This window comes from Aeromonas sp. QDB39, assembly GCF_027707585.1.
Lineage (GTDB): Bacteria > Pseudomonadota > Gammaproteobacteria > Enterobacterales > Aeromonadaceae > Aeromonas > Aeromonas hydrophila.
Window position 1 is genome coordinate 139,447 of the sequence record NZ_JAPCIV010000003.1, and the last position, 18,770, is coordinate 158,216.

Below are 18,770 nucleotides of genomic sequence, written 5' to 3' on the forward strand. Positions count from 1 at the left end.
ATAATAATGTTCAGGTTTGAAAATTGGGAAATAACATGAGAGTCGTGTGGAGTTTGCTATATTTCTTCAGTGTCTTGGCCTTGGCCGGCCCGGTGCTGGTCAAGGAGCAGAAAAAAGTGGCCGATCCGTTGATCGTGCCCTATCAGCAATATCGGCTCGACAATGGCCTGACGGTGATCCTGACCCAGGATCACTCCGATCCCCTGGTGCACGTGGCGGTCCACTACCGGGTTGGGCTGCCGGAAGAGGCCCCCGGCCAGTCCGGGCTGGCCCATCTGTTCGAACACATGATGTTTCAGGGCTCAGCCCACGTGGGGGAGGAGGGCTACATCCGGCTGCTGCAACAGGTGGGCGGGCGCAACATCAACGGCTTGACCTCCCAGGATCAGACCCGCTATTACCAGACGCTGCCAGCCAATCAGCTGGAGAAGGTGCTCTGGCTGGAGGCGGATCGCATGGGGTTTCTGCTCGATACCCTCTACCAGCAGAAATTGGAAGCCAAGCGCGACATCGCCAAGAACGAGCGAGCCACCCTGGTAGATGCTGCTCCGTACGGCCGGGTGCCGGAAGTGCTCAACCGCACTCTCTACCCCCCCAATCACCCCTATTTCAACACGCCGTTTGGTCGGGTGGCGGATCTGGATCGCCTCACTCTGGAGGACGTGCGCCAGTTCTTCCTGCGCTGGTACGGGCCCAACAACGCCACCTTGGTGATCGGTGGCGACATTCAGCCGGCTCAGACCCTGGCCTGGGTCGAGCGCTATTTTGCCGCGCTGCCTCCGTCACCAACCCAGACAAGCCCGGTGGTGCGCCCGGTGACGCTGAAGAAGAGCCGCTATCGCACCCTGGTCGATCGGGTCAGCGAGCCCATGCTGGTGCTGGCCTATCCGACCGTCTCCGCCCGCGAGCCCGATTTCGAGGCCCTCGATCTGCTGGCGGATCAGCTGGGGGGCTCGGCCAGCAGCCTGTTGCAGCGACAACTGCAGCAAAGTGGCCGGCTGGTCTCGGTGACGGCCAGACAGGAGTGCGGCGTGCTGGCCTGCATGCTGGTGATTGAGGCGGTGCCCAATCTGGCCAAAGGGGGCGAGCTTGGCCCCATCAAGGCGGAGATCGACCGGATCGTCGGCCAGCTCGCCAGCGAGGGCGTCTCCCGCGAGCAGCTGGCCCACTCGGTCAATGCCCAGCGGGCCCTGCGGATCTGGCCGCTGGACAGCGTGGCCGGCAAGGTGGAGCAGCTGGCCACCGGCCACACCCTGTTTGCTGACCCCAACTTCCAGTACCGCAACCTCCAGCGCATCGCCCGGGTGACGCCGGCCGATCTGCAACGGGTGTTGACGCGCTATGTGCTGAACAAGCCCAGGGTGGTGCTGAGCGTGGTACCGGCCGAGCACCCTGAATGGCAGGCGGGCAGCCCCAATTTTGTCGAGCCGCCCCCCTTGCCGCTGGCCCGGCCGACCCCCTCTTTGCTGCCGCATGTCATCAAGGAGACCCTGGATCGGCGTCAGGAGCCGGCCAGCGGCGGCGCCTTGCCGGTGCCCATGCCGACCCTGTGGCAGGCCAAGCTGGGTGAGCGGATCTCCCTGCTCGGTCACTACAGTGACGAGGTGCCGGCCTTTGCCATGAGTATCAGCTGGCCGGGCGGTGAGCGGGCCGAACCCGAGGGCAAGGACGGGGTTGCCACCCTGGCCGACGCCATGCTCTTCCTTGGCAGCGAGCAGCTGCAGGCGGCCAGCATCGAGGAGCGGGCCCGCCAGCTGGGGGCCAGCATTCGCTTCAATCATGGGGAGGGGCGCAGCTACGTCGAGATCGAGGGGCTCACCTCCCATTTTGACGAGACGCTGGCCCTGGTGCGGGAGCTGGTGCAGCAGCCCGCCATGCGAGTAGCCGATTTTGAGCGCAGCCGCTTTGATCATGTCCAGTGGCTGCAACAGCTGATGCAGGATCCCCAGTGGCAGGCGGACTGGCAGTTCGGCGCCCTGCTCGAGGGGCGCAAGCGGCCGGATCTGCTGGCCAGTGTACGTGCGCTGACGCTGGATGATGTGCGCAACTTTTATCAGTCGGTCTATCGCAGCGGGGAAGCCCAGGTGGTGGTGAGCGGGGATCTGGCCCAGGAGCGGGTGATGAAGGCCCTCGGCTTTCTGGTCGAGCCAGCAGGTCAGCCCGCGGCCCTGCACTCCCTCGGCTGGCGCGGCCAGCAGGCGAAACGGGCCATCTATCTGCTGGACAATCCCGGGGCGGCGCTCAGCCAGATCCGGGTGGGACGGCGCGCCATGGCGGAGGATGCCTTCGGCGAGCACTACCTGACCCGGCTGATGAATGTGTCCCTCGCCGAGCGGCTGCACATCCGGCTGCGCGAGGAGCTGGGTTACACCTACTTTATCGACGCCGCCTTCGACGGCAATGCCGATGCGGGCCACTTCCTGCTGCAAAGCAGCGTGCGCAGCGGGGTGACCGGGGCAGCCCTGCGGCAGATCCTGCAGGAGCTCGACAAGTATCAGCGGCTGGGGCCGACCCGGCTGGAGGTACGCACCCTGCGGGATCGGGTGCTCAATGGTCAGGCGCTCGATTACGAGACGTTGCCGCAGGAAATGGAGTACATGCTGCCCATTCTGCTTAAGGGGTGGCCAGAGGATTATGTGGAGCAGCGGGTGCAGCAGGTGAGCCGGCTCTCTCCGTTTACCCTGCGTGAGCTGGCCCGCCGCTGGCTCGATCCCGACGACATGGTGATCCTGGTGGTGGGGGATGCCAAGACGCTGGCTCCCGAGCTGGCCGCGTTGGGCTGGCCGCTGCAGCGCCTCTCTGCCACCCCCTAGCGGGCGATTGCCGCAAGCAAAACAGCCCGCCCCCTGGCAGGGGGCGGGCTGTTTTTTTGCGCTCAAAAGAGGCAAACGGTCAGATAAGGGCCAGGGCGGCGGCCAGATCGGCAATCAGATCGTCGGCATCTTCCACCCCGATGCTGAAGCGGATGAGATCGTCATTGACCCCGGCAGCGAGGCGGCTTGCCTCGTCCATGGCGGCGTGGGTGGTGCTGGCCGGATGGCAGGCGAGACTCTCGAGATCGCCGAGGCTCACCGCCTGCACGAACAGCTGCAGGTTGTCGAGCAGGGTGGCGCAGCGCTCAAACCCGCCTTCAAGTTCAATACTCACCATGCCGCCAAAGCCGCTGGCGAAGGCGCCGAGGGCATCGTGGCCCGGATGGTTGGCCAGTCCTGGGTAGATCACCTTCTTCACTGCCGGGTGGGCGGCCAGGAAGTCGGCCACCTTCTGGGCGTTGTGCAGGTGGGCATCCATGCGCAGGGGCAGGGTCTTGACCCCGCGCTGCAGCAGGTAGGCCTCCTGCGGGCCGATGGGGGAGCCGATGTGCTTGAGTGCCACGGTGCGAATCGACTTCATCAGCTCATGACGACCCGCCACCACCCCGGCGATGATGTCGCCGTGGCCGCCGAGATACTTGGTGCCGCTGTGCATGACGATGTCGATGCCAAGCTCGAGCGGACGCAGCAGATAGGGGGTGAGGAAGGTGTTGTCGCACACCGTAATGGCGCCCACCTTGCGGGCCGCTTCCACCACTACCCGCGGATCCACCACCTTGAGAGTAGGGTTGGTCAGGGTTTCGAACAGTACCACCTTGGTGGCGGGGCGGATGTTGGCCAGCAGATCCTGATCGCTCTCGTAGGCGGTGACCTTGATGCCGGCGCGGCTGAAGGTCTGCTTGAGGAAGGCATCGGTGCCACCGTAGAGCGGGCCGATATAGGCCACTTCATCACCGCTGTCGGCCAGGGCATACATGATGGCGCTCACCGCCGCCATGCCGCTCGCCACCACCAGCGCTTCGTCGGCCCCTTCCAGTGCCGCCAGCTTCTGCTCCAGCTCGGCAGTGGTGGGGTTGCCAAAGCGGCTGTAGATGAAACCGGGGGCCTGACCGGCGAAGCGCTCCTTGCCCGCCTGGGCGTTGAAGTAGCTGAAGGTGCTGCTCTGGTAGAGCGGGGTGGTGAGGGCACCGGTCTGGGGATCGATCCGCTGGCCGCTGTGCACGCTCATGGTTTTGAATTTCATTGTATTGCTCCGTCATTGCCAGGCTGTGGCCCAACTGTTTGTGTCATCTGCTTGTGTCATCTGAAGGGGGGCGCCGTGGCACCCCCGTCTATTAGGTATGGCAGCGTCAGGCGAGTTGTGGCTCGCGCCGATCGCGCTTTGCCATCTGTTCGCTGCTTGTCTGCGCATTGGCGGACGGCGGGGCGACACCATAGTGGCGGGTCGCCACATCCGGGTGGGAGCGCAGCCTCCCTTTGAGCACGTTTTCCCCCACTTGATAAAAGAGCGGGTTGGTCGGGTCGCTCTCGGGCCCCTGTGCCTGCGCCGCCAGCGCGGGGGAGAGGCTGAGCAGCGGCACGGTCGCATCCAGCCGCGCCGCCATGAAGAAGGCGCAGGAGAGGCGCGATACCCCGGGCGGCGGGCTCTGCACCCGGTGCAGGGTGGCCTTGAGGTAGCCGTTGGAGGCGAGCTCCAGCAGCTCGCCGATGTTGACCACCAGGGCGCCCGGCAGGGGCGGCGCCGAGATCCAGCCGTCGGCCGTCTCCACCTCGAGCCCGGAGTGGTGGTCCTGCATCACCAGGGTCAGGTAGCCGGGATCCTTGTGGGCGCCTACTCCCTGACCGCTGCCCCCTGCGGCTTGCCCCGGGTAGTGGATCAGCTTCATGTGCTGATGGGGCGCCCCGCGAATGCTGTCGTCAAACACCCCGGCTGGCTGCGCCAGCACCTCGGCGAAGGCGGCCAGCAGGGTGAGGGTGATGGCGCTCAACCTATCCTGCCACGCCAGCAGCTGTGCCTGCATGCCGGGCAGGGCGGTCGGCCACTGGTTGGGGCCGACGAGCCGCTGCCAGGGATGCTGCAGGCTGGCGGCATCGAGGGCGACCTCTTCGTTCATGATGTCGAACTGCTCGCGCAGATCCGGCCGCGCCCGGGTGAGCTCGGCCCCCACCTGGTTGTAGCCGCGAAAGTGGGGGGAGTGCACCATCTGCACCGCCAGCTTCTCCTGCTGCGGCAGGGCGAAGAAACGGGCCGCCAGCGCCAGGGTTTCCTGCTGTTCTTGCTCGCTCAGGCCATGGCCGATCAGATAGAAAAAGCCCACCTCACGGGCCGCCCGGCCAAGGGTGGCCAGCATCTGGCGACGGGTCTCGGGGGCGCCGTCGAGCGCGGCGAGATCGATGATCGGCAGTGGTGAATGTTCCATGTGCACCTCCTCACTGGCCAGGGGCGGGATGCTACCCGCACACCTGATATGAAAACGACGACGCCCTGACCGATGAACCGGCCGCAACCCTGTTGCCAGGGATGGCGCCATTTGGATTGAGGGAGATGCTACTGTTCGGAGTTATAAGACGGAAACAACAAATTATTCTTAGTTATATACAAAAATCGAAATAGAATTCGCCACCCATCCGGGTGGCTGCCGATTGAGCGGCGATAATGGCAATATACCGGCGCACTTGGCACCCATGTTGGCCTGACCCGGCATGTATCGGCTTGAGCACAATGTGAGCGCGAGTTGGGCAAGTTGGGCAAATAGAGAGGCGAGCATCGCTGGCAGCACAGAGATGCGCAAAATGCAGAGATGCCCAAATACAGAGATGCAAAAAGGGAGGCTGATGCCTCCCTTTGTGTGACGGACGTTGCTGCCCTGTGTGGTGCCTGGCTCAGGCTCAGTAACCCAGGGTAAAGCGCTGGCGCAGGTGGGCCGGTTTTTCCGCTTCGTTGAGCACGCCGTCGGCCAGATCGCCGACCGTGATCCCGGCCGGTTGTTCACCGCTGAACAGCACCTGATCGGCACCGAGCCGGTAGCCGCCGCGCTTCTCGCCGGGTTCCAGGAACACGGGCGGGGAGACGAAACGCCAGTCGAGGGTGGTTTCACGACGCAGGGCGGTGAGGCCGTCGCGGGCGGCCAGGGCCCCCTGTTTCCACTCGGCCGGGAACTCCGGGGTATCCACCAGTTGCACGCCCGGGGCAATTTCCAGACTGCCGGCACCGCCGACCACCAGCAGCCAGCTGTTGGCCGCGACGGCGGCGGCCACGATGGCGCTGGCCCCCTTGAGGTACTGGTCGTAGATGTCCGGGGCGGTCCAGCCCGGGTTGTAGGCGCTGATCACCCGATCGTGCCCCTTGAGCACCTTGGCCAGCGCCTGGCTGTCCTGGGCATCCACCGCCACGGCGGTGACCTGCGGGTGAGCGGCGACCTTGCTCACGTCACGCACGATGGCGGTGACGTGATGGCCGCGGCTGACGGCTTCATTGAGGATGGCTGTACCGACAAAACCGCTGGCACCGATCAGGGCAATTTTCATGGGAGATTCTCCTTCACTGTTGGAATGGGGCTATCCTACGCCCCCGAATGTGATTTAATAATCCATTGTAAATTGCATTCACTTATAAGCTGGATTTAATAATGGAACAGCTCAAGCGTTACGCCATCTTCGCCGCCGTGGTCGAGGCGGGCAGCATGACCGGCGCCGCCAAGGCCCTCGGCATGACACCCTCCGCCGTCAGTCAGCATATCAGCCAGCTGGAGAGCCTGCTCGGCCTCACCCTGCTGCACCGCTCTACCCGCCGTCTCAACCTGACCGAGGCGGGAGAGGTGGTGTGGCAGGGGTGCCAGTCCCTGCAGCAGACCCTCAACCAGACCGAGCTGCGCCTCTCGGAGGTGCGTGACAGCCTGCTGGGGGAGGTGCGGATCACCGCCCCGGTGGGGATGGCCGGCCAGCCGCTGGCGCGGGCGCTCTCGCCGCTGCTGCTGGCCCACCCCGGCCTGTGCATCCAGATCATCGCCGACGACGAGAAGCGGGATCTCATTGCCGAGCGCATCGACGTGGCGCTGCGGGTCGGCACGCTCTCGGACTCCACTTTGGTGGCGCGCAAGCTGGGCCAGACCCGGATGTTGCTGTGCGCCTCGCCCGCTTATCTGGCGCGCAAGGGTACCCCGCGCAGCCCGGAGGCGCTGCTGGATCACGACTGGCTGGCCGCCGATATGCTGAGCGGCGGGCTGACCTTCTTCGACGAGAAGGGGCAGGGGCACAGGGTCAAGCCCAAGCCGCGGGTGGTCTGCAACAACGTGCTGCCGCTGCGCCAGTTCACCCTGGCAGGGCAGGGGGTGTCGCTGCAGCCGGAGGGGGAGATCGCCGACGATCTCGCCTCGGGCCGCCTGCTGGAACTGCTGCCGGGCTTTCGGGTGCCACCCATGGAGATCCACGCCATCACTCCGCAGCGGGAGATCCCGGAGAAGGTGCGCCGGGTGATCGCCGCCCTGCGCAGCCACTTCGCCGAGCCGGTGGGGGCAGCGGCGACACGTCCGTAGTCCGGGCAAGGAAGAAGGCCGTTCCGGTTGGCCGGCGCAAACAAGGATCAAACAAAGAGGGCAGCCCGCAGGCTGCCCTCTGTCGATGCGCAAGTCGGTGAGAACAGGCCCGGCCTCACTTCATGTAGAGGCCGCCGTTGATGGCCAGGGTCTCGCCGGTGATATAGGCACCCGCCTCGCTGGCAAGAAACACCACGGCGGCGGCGATCTCTTCCGGCTTGGCCAGCCGGCGCATGGGGATGTCGGCCTTGATGCTGTCGAGGATGTCGGTGCGGATCGCCTCCACCATGGGGGTGGCGGTGTAGCCGGGGGCGATGGCGTTGACCGTCACCCCGAAGCGGGCTCCTTCCGCCGCCAGTGCCTTGGTGAAGCCCAGCATGCCCGCCTTGGCGGCCGAGTAGTTGACCTGACCGAACTGTCCCTTCTGGCCATTGACCGAGGAGATGTTGATGATGCGGGCATCGCGCTGCTCGCACATGGCGTCGAACAGCGGCTGGGTCACGTTGTAGAGGCTGCACAGGTTGGTGTGGATCACCTCGAACCACTGCTCCGGGGTCATCCGCTTGAAGGCCCCGTCCCGGGTGATGCCGGCATTGTTGACCAGCACGTCCACCCGCCCTTCATCCTGCAGCAATCGGCCCAGGGTGTCGCGGCACATGGCGGTGTCGGCGACGTCCAGCGCCAGCAGCCGCACCTGATCCGGCCGAAAACCCTGCTCCCCGTACCAGTCGTGCGCCGCCGCCCCGTTGGGGCTGGAGTGGGTGGCGATGATGCGATACCCCTGGGCCAGCAAGGCGGTGGTGATGGCGGATCCGATGCCGCCACGGGCTCCGGTGATCAAGGCAACTTTCTTCATCTTGGCTCTCCCTGCATAAAAGATTCGAACGAGGACTTTATGGGCTTTTTGAGGTAATTGATATATTTGTTTTCAAACAATCTGACAGGCAAACGCGTCACTTTTGTGACAGTCTGCCAAGCTGGCTTGACGCGCTGGTTCTAAGGGGTAGGCAAGGGGGCCAGGGTGAGCGCAGCGGCCAGCGCTTGCCGCCAAGGTCGCGGCCATGTTTAATGGGGCCCTTGCGCGCAGCGCCTTGCCGACAGCCCAGATCCGATCTCGTCATGACCATCTTGTCCCCCATTCCGGGCGGCGTGCCCCAGCCGCACAGCCAGCTGACCCGCATCGAGCGGGTGCTCGACTATATCCACGCCAACCTGGATCAGCCGCTGGCGCTGGCCGAGCTGGCGGAGCAGAGCTGCTGGTCGCGCTGGCAGCTGCAGCGGGTGTTCCTCCATGAGACGGGGCTGACGGTGGCCCATTATGTGCGCGAGCTCAAGCTGAGCCAGGCGGCAGAGGCGCTGTTGTCTGGTCGCCAGCGGGTGCTGGATCTGGCGCTCTGTTACGGTTTTGGCTCCGAGGTGAGCTTCAGCCGCGCCTTCAAGCAGCAGTTCGGCTGCTCGCCGCTGGCCTATCGCAAGCGCGGTCTGCGGCTGGGGCTGCGTACCCCCCTGGTGCGGGCTACCCTACCGCAGCCCATGCCTGCCAGGCTGGTACAGGTGCGGATCGAGAGCCAGCCGGGCTTTATCCTGCAAGGGGTGAAGGGGCAGATCCGCGGGCTGTTTGCCGCCGCCCCCGACTTTCAGCAGACGGTGCCCGCCATCTGGCGCGCCCTGCGCACGGCGGGCGGTTTGCCACCCGGGCAGGAGCGGGTGGGGGTGGTGGATGTTTCTGGCGCCGGCGAGTCGCTCCCCTATTGGGCGGGCAGCGTGATGGAGGAGGGGGCCAGCTTGCCCGCCGGTCTGGCGCGCCTCCCGGTGCCGGCCCAGACCTACGCGGTGTTAAGCCACGTTGGTCCCGTTAGCCAGCTGGGGCAGACCCTCAACTGGTTCATCCTGCACTGGCTGCCGAGCTCCGGCTATCGCGGGGTGGATGGCTTCGAGCTGGAGCGTTACGCCCCCGATTTTGACGGCAACCAGCCGGATGCCCGCATGGAGTATTGGCTGCCCGTCGCCCCTCTCTGAGCTGACCACCTCTTGCCCGGCGGATGCCGGGTGCGGCTATTCCCTCTTTCCCTTTTGACTGCGCCAGGCTTTGCTATCCATTCGACATCGCCTGCGTGTCTGCTGTCAGTTGAGGTTGCCGGATGGGGCCAAACTGGCCGCATTTTCTCCCTCTTCAGCACCAACATGCCCCAAATTGTTAATTCAAGGGCAAAATGACCCAATAAAATACAAATGAGATTTGTTACTATTCAATCATTGCGTTCGAGGATCAGATGTACGCCACTCACCCCCCTTTGACCCTGGTCGCCGCGACCATCTCCGCCCTGTTGGCTGGCCCCGTGCAGGCCGCCGCTGCCGAGCGCCCGACACAGACCCGGGCCGACGAGACCCTGACCGTGCTCGGCGAGACCTATCGCAACACCGCGACCAAGACCCGGCTCGACCCCCTGGAGACGCCCCAGGCCATCTCGGTGGTGGAGGGTGACACCCTGGAACAGCGCGGCGTCAGCTCGGTGAGCGAGGCGCTGCGCTACGTGCCAGGCGTCAACACCGAATTGCGGGGCGGGGCGGTCAACCGGCTGGATCTGTTCAACATCCGCGGCTTTGACAACTACCAGAACTTCTACGACGGTCTGCTGCTGCAGTACAACGACTGGAACCTGCAGCCCCAGATCGATCCGGTGGCCATCGAGCAGCTGGAGGTGTTCAAGGGGCCCACCTCCGTGCTCTATGGCAGCATGCCCCCCGGTGGCATGGTCAACCTCATCGCCAAGCGCCCCCAGCGGGAGAGCAGGCACAGCGTCAGCGTGGCGAGCGGGACGGGCACCCTCAAGGAGCTGACCCTCGACAGCACCGGTGCTCTCAACGATCAGTTTGCTTATCGGCTGGTGGGGCTGGCCCGTCAGAAAGAGGGCCAGGCGGTGACCTCAGAGGAGGAGCGCTACGTGCTGGCGCCCTCTCTCGACTGGCAGTTGAGTGACCGCACCCTGCTAAACCTCAACCTCTATTACCAGAAAGACCCGCAAGCCGGCATCTACACCACGGTGCCGGCCAGCGGCTCGGTCAAATCCAACCCGCTGGGCCAGCTGGGCAGCGATACCTTCCTTGGCGATGAAAACTGGAACCACTACAGCCGGGAGGTGACCCTGCTTGGCTACAAGCTGAGCCACGACTTCAACGCCAACTGGCAGCTGCTGCAAAACGCCCGCTACATGGATGCCTCGGCCAATCAGCAGAACACCTATAACGCGGCGCTGGCGGCCGACCACCGCACCCTGGCCCGCAACGCCTACCTGACCGATGAAGAGTCTCGCGGCTTTGTCATCGACAACCAGCTGGCGGGCAAGGTGCAGACCGGCAAGGCCCAGCACAACCTGCTGCTGGGGGTCGATTACCAGTATCTGGATGCACGCATTTTCTACCGGGATACTCTCGACTACTCTGCCCCCGCCATCGACATCTTCAACCCGAATCACCAGCAGATAGTGCCGGCAGATCTGGTCTTCAACTATCAGGACAACCGAACCATCCGCCAGTACCAGAGCGGCCTCTACCTGCAGGATCAGGTGCGCCTCGATCGGCTGGTGGCCATCGGCGGCGCCCGCTACGACCGCTACCGGATGGACACCGACAGCCGGACCCTCTATCAGGGGGCGGCGAGCAACACCTTGGCCCAGATTGATCAGGACAACCTCTCGCTGCGCCTTGGTGCCCTCTACGAGCTGGATCACGGCCTCTCGCCCTATGTGAGTTATGCCGAGAGTTTCGAGCCGGTGGCGGGGGCAGACAAGCAGGGCCAGGCGTTCAAACCGGCTACCGGCCGGCAGTGGGAGGGGGGGCTCAAGTTCCTCTCCGAGGACATGAGCAAGACCGCCACTCTCTCGGCGTTCCACATCACCAAGCAAAATGCCCTGGTGACGGATCCGGACAATGTCTACGGGCCCAAGCTGCAGACCGGCGAGATGGTCTCCAAGGGGGTCGAGCTGGAGGGGCGACTCGATCTCACCAGCCGCTGGGATCTGGCGCTGAGCTATACCCGTCAGGAGATGGAGATCACCCGTGACACCACCAGCCTGCAGGGCAAGACCCCGGTCTGGGTGCCCAAGCAAATGGCTTCGCTGTGGAGCAACTACCTGCCGGCCGGTCCGCTGGAAGGGGCGCGCCTGGGGGCTGGCCTGCGCTACGTGGGGGAGGCCCAGCTTGATGCCGCCAACACCGACACCGTGCCGGATTACCTGCTGATGGACATGGCTGCCTCCTACGATCTGGCCCAGCTCAGCCAGCGTCTGCAAGGGGTCGAGGTGTCACTCAGCGCCAGCAACCTGTTCAACAAGACCTACTATTCCTGCTACGACCAGAACAACTGCTGGTTCGGGGCAGAGCGCAGCGTGGAGGCGCGACTCAAATACGTATTCTGACCCTGCGTCCCGGGCCGCGCCCGGGACTCTCTCACCCCATGACTGGCGCCGGCCGCCGTGCCCGCACTCCGGGGGCGCGGCGCGAGCCGGATCTGCAGGCGCTGGCGGATCACGGCGCCCTGTTTGCGGCCGCCGCCGGGCTTATCCCGTCCCTCAAGGGGCGGCTGGTGGCTGCCGGTGATGCCGCGGCGCTGTTGACGGCGACCAAGCAGGCCACGCCGGCCGAGGTGGCGGCCGCACTGCACGAGTATTGGCGGCTGGCCCATCCGGAGGCGGGCCCCGCCTATTGGCTCACTCGCAGCTGGGGCATGCTCTGCTGGCAATCCATCTATCTTGCCATGGTGGCCGTCTATCGGCTGCGGGCCGTGCCTGCGCTGGAGAGGCTGGGCCAGGGCTATCAGGATGGGCTGGTATCGGGTTTTACTTTGCCGGCCGAACCCATGATCAAGGGGGAGCTGGAGGTGTTGATCAAGGCGGCGGGCGAGCGGCTGCAGGCCCATTGGCAGGCACTGTTCGCAGCGCTGGGGCAGGTGCAGCGGCTGCGGCCGGGCTTCGTGCGCCCGCTCTTGGCGGACGATCTGCTGGCGGCGCTGGTGCGGGTGCCCGCGTTCTTTGACGAGATAAGCCCTGCCGAGGTGGCGGCCCATGCGCCGCACTGGCTTGCCGCCTGCGACCTGCCGGCCGAGCATCTGGCGGGCTGGCAGCCGGCGCCTTGGCCGCCAGCGGCCAGCTTGGTCGGTTATGTGCGCCAGCGCTGCTGCCTGCACTACAAGCGCCGCGATGGTGAGCTGTGCGCCAACTGTCCGCGGCGGCAGGGGGCGGCGAGCTGTGAAGAGGGTACTTGAACAGAGAAGCCCTGCGTGATGACAAGCCGCCCTCAGGCGGCTTTTTACTGCGCTTTTACGTCGCCTATCTTGATACGAATGCGCTCAAGCAGGCTCTGCCGTCCACAGCTACAACTGATCCTGGTCGGCGCAGCGTCCTTGCTCCTGCAAGTTACTGCGCTCTTACGTCGCCCATCTTGGTGCGAATACGCTCGAACAGGCTCTGTAGACAGGCTTGATCCCGGTCGGCGGCGCGTACGGCGCCATACATGTGGCGCCGCCCCCCCTCGGCGAGCGGGCGCGCCTCGAGCAGCCCCTGACGGACAAACTCCTCGCAAGCCCAGCGCGGCAGGGCGGCGACACCAAGGCCAGCGGCGGCCATCTGCAGCATCACAGAGGTGTTGTCCACCGGCTTGCAGCGGGCGGGCTCAATGCCGGCCGGCTGCAAGAAGCGGCTGAACACGTCCATCCGCGCCCGCTCCACCGGGTAGACCAGCAGCACCTCGGGGCGCAGATCCTCAGGCTTGATGGTCTGCTGGCCACAGAGGGGGTGATCCGGCGCCATCACCAGCACCAGCTCGAAGGCGAACAGCGGCTCGAAGTGGAGATCGCCGCGGGCCTGCACGTCCGAGGTGAGCAGCAAGTCGAGCTGGCCGCCGAGCAGGGCGCTGATGGCATCAAAGCCCGGCACCGACTCCACCTCCAGATCCACTCCCGGCCACTGGCGGCGAAAATCGGGCAACAGCGGCAGCAGCCACTGGATGCAGCTGTGGCAATCGAGCGCCAGGTGGAGGCGACCGGCCTCGCCGCTGTGCAGGGCCTGCAGCTGTTTCTCGGTCTGCGCCAGCGCGGGCAGCACCTGGCGGGCCAGCCCCAGCAGCTGGTTGCCGGCCGCAGTCAGCACCAGCGGCCGGCTCTTGCGCAGATAGAGCTCCAGATTGAGGCGGGTCTCCAGCTCTTTTAGCTGGTGGGAGAGGGCGGACTGGGTGAGGTTGAGGGTCAGCGCCGCCCCGGCCAGCGAGCCCTGCTCGGCCAGCGCGCTCACCGTCTTCAGGTGCTTGATGTCGATCCCCGGGTTGCTTGACACCGCCATGGTATCCCTCCTTGTTGTGCCTGGGCGGCGGCTTGTTGCCCGCCTTGAGAATTTCTTGAGAGCCAGTTGAAAAGGATTCAATAGCCAACGCCACCTTATCTTGTCATTTTGGATGTGTAAACATCTGGATGGCTAAATCATCCAGTTCACCATCAGATGAATGAGCATAAGGAATGGAACCTATGACCTGCGCACACACCCTGGGCTTTCCCCGTATCGGCGCCAAGCGTGAGCTGAAATTTGCCCTCGAATCCTACTGGCGTGGCGAGACCAGCCAGGCCGAACTCATCGCCACCGGCAAGAGCCTGCGTGAGCGTCACTGGCAGGCCCAGCAACAGGCCGGTGTGACCCTGCTGCCGGTGGGCGACTTCGCCTGGTACGATCAAGTGCTCGGCACCAGCCTGCTGGTGGATGCCATCCCCGCCCGCCACCGTCATGGCGACACCGATCTCGATACCCTGTTTCGGGTCGCCCGTGGCCGTGCGCCGACCGGCCCGGCCGCCGCCGCCGCCGAGATGACCAAGTGGTTCAACACCAACTACCACTACCTGGTGCCCGAGTTCAGCCGCGACCAGCGTTTCAAACTGGGCTGGAGCCAGCTGTTTGACGAAGTGGAAGAGGCCAAGGCGCTGGGGCTGCCGGTCAAGGCGGTGCTGCTGGGCCCGGTCTCCTACCTCTGGCTTGGCAAGGAGAAAGAGAGCGGCTTCTCCCGCCTCGAACTGCTCGATCGCCTGCTCATCGTCTATCAGGAGATCCTGGCGAAACTGGCCGCCCAGGGGGTGGAGTGGGTGCAGATCGACGAGCCGGCGCTGGCGCTGGACTTGCCGGACGAGTGGCGTCTCGCCTACCTCAACGCTTACGAGCGTCTGGCCGGTCCTTGCAAGCTGCTGCTCACTACCTACTTCGGTTCGGTGGCCCATCAGCGCGACATCATCACCAGCCTGAAGGTGGACGGCCTGCACCTGGATCTGGTGGCGGCGCCCGAGCAGCTGGAGACCCTGGTCCCGCACCTGCCGGCCCAGTGGGTCATCTCGGCCGGGGTCATCAACGGTCGCAACGTCTGGCGTGCCAACCTGGCCAAGCTGGTACCAACCCTGAAAGCACTGAAAGCCAAGCTCGGCGAGCGGCTCTGGGTGGCCTCCTCCTGCTCCTTGCTGCACAGCCCGGTGGACTTGACCCTCGAGTTGGAGCTGGATGCCCAGACCCGCAGCTGGTTCGCCTTCGCCCTGCAAAAATGCTACGAGCTGGGGCTGCTGGCTGACCATCTCAATGGCGGGGAGCTGGACAAGATCACAGCCTACAGCCAGCCCATCGTGGATCGAGAGTCCGACAGCCGGGTGCACAAGAAGGCGGTGCAGTCACGGCTCGCCAGCCTCACCAACAGCGATTTCGATCGCCACAGCGCCTACCCGGTGCGGGCCGAGGCGCAGCGCTCGGATCTCAAGCTGCCGCTGTTGCCGACCACCACCATCGGCTCCTTCCCGCAGACCTCGGAAATTCGGGTGCTGCGCCAGGATTGGCGGGCTGGCCGCATCGACGACAGTGCCTATGAGGCGGGCATTCAGGCCCAGATCAAGGATGCCATCCTGCGCCAGGAGGCTATCGGGCTGGACGTGCTGGTGCACGGCGAAGCCGAGCGCAACGACATGGTGGAGTATTTCGGTGAGCTGCTGGACGGCTTTGCCATCACCCGCTTCGGCTGGGTACAGAGCTATGGCTCCCGCTGCGTCAAGCCGCCGGTGATCACCCGCGACATCGACCGGCCGACCCCCATGACCCTTGAGTGGACGAAGTTTGCCCAGAGCCTGACCGACAAGCCGGTCAAGGGCATGCTGACCGGCCCGGTGACCATCCTCTGCTGGTCCTTCCCGCGCGAAGACGTGAGCCGCGAGCAGTCCGCCCTGCAGATTGGCCTGGCCATTCGCGACGAGGTGGCTGACTTGGAAGCCGCCGGCATCAAGATCATCCAGATCGACGAGCCGGCGATCCGTGAAGGGCTGCCGCTGCGCAAGCAGGATCACCAGGCTTATCTCGACTGGGCGGTGCGCGCCTTCCGTCTGAGCGCAAGCCCGGTGGCGGACAGCACCCAGATCCACACCCACATGTGTTACAGCGACTTCAACCTCATCATCGAGGCAGTGGCTGCGCTGGATGCGGACGTGATCACCATCGAGACCAGCCGCAGCCAGATGCAGCTGCTCGAAGCGTTCGAGCGCTTCAACTACCCCAACGAAATCGGCCCGGGCGTCTACGACATCCACTCGCCGAACGTGCCGAGCCAGAGCTGGATTGAAGGCCTGCTGCGCAAGGCGGCCAAGCAGATCCCGGCCGAGCGGCTGTGGGTCAACCCGGATTGCGGCCTCAAGACCCGCGGCTGGGAAGAGACCGAGGCCGCCCTCAAGGTGATGGTCGATGCCACCAAGGCGCTGCGCGCCGAGCTGGCCTGAAGAGCATCAGCAAACAACAAGAGAGTACGGGCATAACGAACGAGGGAAGGCGCAAGCCTTCCCTCTTTTTTTGTGCGCTTGTAGCCCCCTCAAAGGGTGATGACAAAGGCGCCGCTGGCAAGCCCTGGACTCGGGACGGGCGAGGGGGCGCTCGGCAGCTGCTGCGGCTGGGGTTCTCTTGCCAGTGCCTCGGCCAGCCAGTGGTGATCGAGGGGGATGGCATTGCGATCACCGATCACCAGATTGAGGTGCTGGGCGCCGAGGCAGCCGTAGCGGGCGGGATCGGTCTGGGTAAAGAGGCCGAGGCAGGGCACGCCGCTGGCGGCGGCCAGGTGCAGCGGCCCGGTATCGCCGCTGACGAAGAGGGAGAGGCCGCCGGCAAAGCGGGCCAGCTCGCTCAGGCTGGCGAGGGAGACCTGCACGTCGCCGAGCCGGGGCTGGGGATCGGTGGGATCCTCGAGCTGGATCAACAGGGCGCTGGGGTAGTGGCGGCGCAGATCCCCGAGCAGTCGTTGCCACTGGGGCAGAGAGAGTCCCTTGCCCTTGCGGGCACCGGTGAAAAAGCCGATGAGCGGCCGCGCCGGGTAGTCATGCCTGAGTGCCACCAGCCGTGGGCTGGCGCTGTGCAGCAAGCTGCCGAGCTCAATCTGATCGGCGAGATGGCCGTGCATGCCGAGCAGTTGCAGCGGCTGGTGGGCGTAATGGCAGTGCTGGTTGGGAGTGAGGGGCTGGGGGAACAGGGCATCGCCCTTGGCATCGTCAAAGCCCAGCTTCTCGCGCGCCTTCACCCAGCCGGCGATCAGGTGATCGGTGCTGGAGGCAAAAGGCACGTAGACCCGATCGTAGTGCTGACGGCGCAACTGCCACAGCACCGACAGGGAGGCCAGCAGCCGCTTGCCCTGCAGCTTGACCGGATGAATGCGCTGCAGTTGCAGATCGGCCAGGAAGGGGAGCAGCTGGCCGCCGCTGCACACCAGCTCTATCTCGGCCTGGGGATGGGCGCTGCGCACCTTTTGCAAAAAGGGCAGCAAAAACAGGTTGTTGCCGATACGGCAGGTACTGCGAATGACCAGGATCCGCCGGGGAGGCTGGCTGCTTGCCGGCAGTCGGCCTTGACGCGCGAGCCAGGCGAGGGCGGCCCGCTCCAGCCCGGCGGTCCAGCAGCGGCGCTGGCCGTCGAAGCGGCGAAGGGCATCTCTGATGGTGCTCATAAGTAGTGGCTCCGTGCATGAAGATGAGCTCAAGATGACACTGCGATTCTTAAGGACGTGTTAAGAGAAGAGGGAAAGGGGGCCGCCAGCAGCTTTTTTGTAAGAATTTGTTGCTGCATCACAGTTTGGTGACGAGCGCGGGGAGCAGAGGGATGGCGGTGTGACTCCCATGAGGCCGCACGGCACCAAATAAGAGGGGCCTGGCTGCATCTGGCTGTGGTATTGGGCGAGGGGATGCCGTTAAAATTGCGCATTTGAAATAAATGTTATCCGCGCAGGAGCCCCATGCAGTTCAGGGATTTTTTTCCGGTATCCACCAATACCAGTATCAAAGAGAGTTGTTACGGCGCCCTGGGCGCCTTCGTCGGGCTGCTGGGTACCGCCCTCTTGTGTCGGTGGGGGCTGGGGCTTGAGGTCCATTGGTTGATCGCCCCCATGGGGGCCTCCGCCGTGCTGCTGTTTGCCGCGCCTGCCAGCCCGCTGGCCCAGCCCTGGTCTATCGTGGTGGGCAATGGGGTCTCGGCGCTGATGGGGGTGCTGAGTGCCAGCCTGGTGGCGGATCCGGCGCAGGCTGCCGCCCTTGCCGTGATGCTGGCCATCGCCGCCATGTTTCTCACCCGCAGCCTGCATCCGCCCGGCGGCGCCGTGGCCTTGACCGCGGTCATCGGCGGTGAGGGGATCCGCCAGCTCGGGGTCGGCTATGTGCTGCTGCCGGTGCTGCTCAATTCGCTGCTGTTGCTGCTACTGGCGCTCTGCTACAACCGGCTGCTGGGGCGCCGTTATCCCAACAGCGGTCAGGCCCAGCCCAACCGCCACCAGACCACCGATCCCCAGCCGAGCGGGCGGGTGGCGACCCAGGCGGAGGACATCGACTTTGCGCTGGAAAAGCACGGCGAGCTGCTCGACATCAGCCGCCAGGATCTGCAGGCGCTGCTGCAGGAGGCCCAGCTGCACGCCCTGCGGGCCAGGGTGGGCACGGTGCGGGTGCAGGACGTGATGTCGCGGGATCTGATCCTGATAGAGGCGCCGCAGCCGGCCATGGCGGCCTGGCAACTGCTCTCCCACCATCAGGTCAAGGCGCTGCCGGTGGTGGACGAGGCCGGCAGGCTGACCGGCATCATCACCCTGCACGACCTGATGATCGACCGGGCGCAGCAACAGCCGCGGGGCGCCGCGGATCTGGCCGAGTTGCGGGTCGCGGACCTGATGACCCGCAACGTGTCGACCGCCCGCCGCTATCAACCGCTCTACGATCTGGTGGGCGCCTTCTCCGATGGCGGCCTGCACCACATGCCGGTGGTGGATGGTGAGCAACTGGTGGGGATCCTGACCCAGTCGGACATGGTGGCAGCGCTGTTCAACCTGGCGCTGCATCCGGCGCAGGGCGAAACCGGCGCGCCGGCCAGTCCATAAGAAAGGCCCCTCGCGG

At 65.2% G+C, this 18,770-nt stretch carries 13 protein-coding genes; 7 read left to right on the forward strand and 6 right to left on the reverse strand.

Annotation, left to right across the window (positions count from 1 at the left end):
- Nucleotides 1-35 precede the first annotated feature (35 nt).
- A complete protein-coding gene (locus tag PG899_RS02865) occupies nt 36-2,813 on the forward strand; it encodes a M16 family metallopeptidase (RefSeq protein WP_077096508.1) in 2,778 nt (925 codons plus the stop codon).
- A 79-nt stretch (nt 2,814-2,892) separates the two neighbouring features.
- Here PG899_RS02865 and PG899_RS02870 read toward each other — a convergent pair whose 3' ends face one another.
- The 3 genes from PG899_RS02870 to PG899_RS02880 form a co-directional block, all read right to left on the reverse strand.
- A complete protein-coding gene (locus tag PG899_RS02870; protein ID WP_077096507.1) occupies nt 2,893-4,056 on the reverse strand; it encodes a trans-sulfuration enzyme family protein in 1,164 nt (387 codons plus the stop codon).
- Between the two features lie 106 nt (nt 4,057-4,162).
- On the reverse strand, nt 4,163-5,233 hold the full coding sequence (locus PG899_RS02875; RefSeq protein ID WP_190283617.1) for an isopenicillin N synthase family dioxygenase: 1,071 nt from the start codon (nt 5,231-5,233) through the stop codon (nt 4,163-4,165).
- A 469-nt stretch (nt 5,234-5,702) separates the two neighbouring features.
- On the reverse strand, nt 5,703-6,341 hold the full coding sequence (locus tag PG899_RS02880; protein WP_019838689.1) for an NAD(P)-dependent oxidoreductase: 639 nt from the start codon (nt 6,339-6,341) through the stop codon (nt 5,703-5,705).
- 101 nt (nt 6,342-6,442) lie between these two features.
- Here PG899_RS02880 and PG899_RS02885 point away from each other — a divergent pair, with 101 nt between their 5' ends.
- Nucleotides 6,443-7,348: a LysR family transcriptional regulator gene (locus PG899_RS02885; protein WP_077096505.1), complete on the forward strand. Its 906-nt coding sequence runs from the start codon at nt 6,443-6,445 to the stop codon at nt 7,346-7,348.
- A gap of 115 nt (nt 7,349-7,463) precedes the next feature.
- Here the strand turns inward: PG899_RS02885 and PG899_RS02890 are convergent, their stop codons facing one another.
- Nucleotides 7,464-8,204, reverse strand: coding sequence for an SDR family oxidoreductase (locus PG899_RS02890; RefSeq protein ID WP_011705821.1), 741 nt, complete (start codon nt 8,202-8,204; stop codon nt 7,464-7,466).
- A 185-nt stretch (nt 8,205-8,389) separates the two neighbouring features.
- Here PG899_RS02890 and PG899_RS02895 point away from each other — a divergent pair, with 185 nt between their 5' ends.
- The 3 genes from PG899_RS02895 (at nt 8,390) to PG899_RS02905 (ending at nt 12,611) form a co-directional block, all read left to right on the forward strand.
- Entirely contained in the window at nt 8,390-9,367 is a 978-nt protein-coding gene (locus PG899_RS02895; RefSeq protein WP_077096504.1) for an AraC family transcriptional regulator, read from the forward strand.
- 254 nt (nt 9,368-9,621) lie between these two features.
- Complete coding sequence (locus tag PG899_RS02900) at nt 9,622-11,766, forward strand: TonB-dependent siderophore receptor (protein ID WP_190283616.1); 2,145 nt, start codon at nt 9,622-9,624, stop codon at nt 11,764-11,766.
- 38 nt (nt 11,767-11,804) lie between these two features.
- Complete coding sequence (locus PG899_RS02905; protein WP_077096502.1) at nt 11,805-12,611, forward strand: siderophore ferric iron reductase; 807 nt, start codon at nt 11,805-11,807, stop codon at nt 12,609-12,611.
- A 151-nt stretch (nt 12,612-12,762) separates the two neighbouring features.
- Here PG899_RS02905 and PG899_RS02910 read toward each other — a convergent pair whose 3' ends face one another.
- On the reverse strand, nt 12,763-13,683 hold the full coding sequence (locus tag PG899_RS02910; RefSeq protein WP_270696959.1) for a LysR substrate-binding domain-containing protein: 921 nt from the start codon (nt 13,681-13,683) through the stop codon (nt 12,763-12,765).
- A 182-nt stretch (nt 13,684-13,865) separates the two neighbouring features.
- Here PG899_RS02910 and metE point away from each other — a divergent pair, with 182 nt between their 5' ends.
- On the forward strand, nt 13,866-16,130 hold the full coding sequence (metE, locus tag PG899_RS02915) for a 5-methyltetrahydropteroyltriglutamate--homocysteine S-methyltransferase (protein WP_060389561.1): 2,265 nt from the start codon (nt 13,866-13,868) through the stop codon (nt 16,128-16,130).
- Between the two features lie 89 nt (nt 16,131-16,219).
- Here metE and PG899_RS02920 read toward each other — a convergent pair whose 3' ends face one another.
- On the reverse strand, nt 16,220-17,341 hold the full coding sequence (locus PG899_RS02920; protein WP_190283615.1) for a glycosyltransferase family 9 protein: 1,122 nt from the start codon (nt 17,339-17,341) through the stop codon (nt 16,220-16,222).
- Nucleotides 17,342-17,626: 285 nt separating this feature from the next.
- On the opposite strand from PG899_RS02920, the gene PG899_RS02925 reads away from it, so the two are divergent.
- Nucleotides 17,627-18,754: an HPP family protein gene (locus PG899_RS02925; RefSeq protein ID WP_077096498.1), complete on the forward strand. Its 1,128-nt coding sequence runs from the start codon at nt 17,627-17,629 to the stop codon at nt 18,752-18,754.
- Nucleotides 18,755-18,770 lie beyond the last annotated feature (16 nt).